The following is a 2,337-nucleotide window of genomic DNA, read 5'->3' on the forward strand; positions in this document are numbered from 1 at the left end:
GACGGTGGCGGTGCTGGTGTACGCGAGTTGGGCGCTGGGGTCGCGGTGTTCCGGTGGGCGATGGCGGCGGCGGACGCGCGGCTGCAGGACCGGATCGGTGACGGCGCGCGGGCGACGGTGACGTCGGTGGCGGGGTTCGGTTCGGAGACGGTGGCGGTGCTGGTGTACGCGAGTTGGGCGCTGGGGTCGCGGTGGGCGGGTGCGGGTGTGCTGATGGCGGTGGCGGCGGTGCCGTATGTGGTGGTGGCGGTCGTGCTGGGGTCGGGTGCGTGGCGGGGCCGTGTACATCGGGAGATGTAGGCGCGGGGGGTCGGCTACGCGAAAGGCGCAGCGCGGTTGCACGCTCGCGCCCGATTCGCCGCCGGTGGGTGCGCCCCGAGGATCGTGGTGTCGGTTTCGTGTCGATTCTTGGAGCGTGTGGCGATGGGCGGGGACCCGCTGATGCTGGCGCGGGTGCAGTTCGCGTTGACGGCAGGGACGCATTTCCTGTTCGTGGCGCTGACGCTGGGGCTGGCGACGCTGGTGGCGTTGACGCAGACGCGGGCGACGGTGTCGGGCAGTGCGGTGCATGCGCGGATGGTGCGGTTCTGGGGCCAGCTGTATGTGATCAATTATGCGGTGGGGATCGTCACGGGGCTGGTGATGGAGTTCCAGTTCGGGTTGAACTGGTCGGGTCTGTCGCGGGTGTCGGGGAGCGTGTTCGGGGCGCCGCTGGCGCTGGAGACGATCACCGCGTTCTTCGTGGAGTCGACGTTCCTGGGGTTGTGGATCTTCGGGTGGGATCGGCTGAACCGGTGGGTGCATCTGGCGCTGATCTGGGTGGTGACGCTGACGGCGTACCTGTCGGCGTACTTCGTGCTGGTGGCGAACGGGTGGCTGCAGCGTCCGGTGGGGTTCGAGATGGTGGACGGGACGGCGCGGCTGACCGATGCGGGGGCGCTGCTGACGAATCCGACGGCGGTGCTGGCGTTCTTCCACGTGCTGTTCGGGGGCCTGCTGACGGCGGGTTTCTTCATGGCGGGGGTGAGCGGTTTCCATCTGCTGCGGCGGACGGCGGAGGTGGAGTTCTTCCGGCGGTCGATGCGGATCGGGTTGCTGACGGTGATCGTGTCGGTGATGCCGGTGGTGGTGTTCGGCGGGATGCAGTTCCGGTACACGCAGCCGACGAAGACGGGCGGGGACCGCGCGGCGGCCGCGGTGGCGGACTTCACGGCGCGGTTCGGGCCGGGCGAGTATCTGGCGCCGTCGACGGCGCATGTCGCTGAGGGCCTGATGGTGTCGATGTGGTCGCTGATGGTCCTGGTCGCCATGGTCGCGCTGGTGAAGTTCCCGTTCGGGCGGTGGCTGGTGCGGGGCCGGGTGTTCCACGTGCTGATGATCGCGGCGGTGCCGCTGCCGTACGTGGCGATGATCGCGGGCTGGGTGTTCCGCGAGGTGGGGCGGCAGCCGTGGATGGTCTACGGGGTGCTGAAGACCGAGGACGCGCTGTCGCCGGGCGTGGGCGCGGGGACGGTCGCGGTGTCGTTCGCCGCGTTCGCGGTGCTGTTCGCGGCGCTGTTCGCGGTGAACGCGTGGCTGCTGGCGCGGTTCGCGCGGCGGGGGCCGGAGGGTGCGGGCCTGGGCGCCGCTCCCCCGGTGGAGCCGGCTGCGCCGGCGCTGAGCCCGACGTTCTGATGGTTCGCGTTCCGATGCTCGTTCTTCCGGTGTCCGGCGTTTCGACAGGAGCTTGATGATGGATGTGCTCGCGGTGGTGCTGCTGGCGGTGTTCGCCGGCGGGTATCTGGTGCTGGCCGGCGCGGACGTCGGGGTGGGGATGCTGCTGCCGTGGCTGGGCCGGGACCAGCGGGAGCGGCGGCTGGTGATCGCCTCGTTCGCGCCGTTCTTCCTGGGCAACGAGGTGTGGCTGGTGGCGGCGGCGGGTCTGGTGGCGGGCGCGTTCCCGGGTCTGGAGCACCGGTTGCTGGAGGAGCTGTACCCGCTGGTGGTGGTGCTGCTGATCGGCTGGGTCGTGCGGGACATGGGGCTGTGGCTGCGGGGCCGGGTGGACGCGGCGGGGTGGCGGTCGGTGTGGGACGGCGCGGTCGTGGCGGGCAGCTGGGCGCTGGCGCTGGCGTGGGGTTCGGTGCTGGGGTCGGTGCTGGCGGGCGGCGGGTTGAACGCCGGGAGTGTGGCGGGGCTGCCGCTGGCGGCGCTGTTCGCCTGGCACGGGGCGGGGTTCGCGCGGTGGCGGCTGCCGGTGGAGCTGGCGGCGCGGGCGCGCCGGGTTCCGTCGCGGTACGGGTTGTCGGCGCTGGTGATGGGGTGCGTGCCGGTGGTGGCGGGGGTGGAGGTGCCGTG

Annotated in this window: 2 protein-coding genes and 1 pseudogene; all 3 read left to right on the forward strand. The window is 71.7% G+C overall.

Annotated features, from left to right (window positions below; genetic code table 11):
• Positions 1–300: pseudogene (locus tag E1284_RS40230) on the forward strand (MFS transporter); the annotation flags it as partial.
• Positions 301–423: 123 nt separating this feature from the next.
• On the forward strand, positions 424–1,674 hold the full coding sequence (locus E1284_RS40235) for a cytochrome ubiquinol oxidase subunit I (protein WP_131945364.1): 1,251 nt from the start codon (positions 424–426) through the stop codon (positions 1,672–1,674).
• Between the two features lie 55 nt (positions 1,675–1,729).
• On the forward strand, positions 1,730–2,337 hold a 608-nt coding region (locus E1284_RS40240; RefSeq protein WP_131945365.1), incomplete at its 3' end, for a cytochrome d ubiquinol oxidase subunit II.

Origin of the sequence: Actinomadura bangladeshensis, from assembly GCF_004348335.1 — a bacterium.
GTDB classification, from domain to species: Bacteria; Actinomycetota; Actinomycetes; order Streptosporangiales; family Streptosporangiaceae; genus Spirillospora; species Spirillospora bangladeshensis.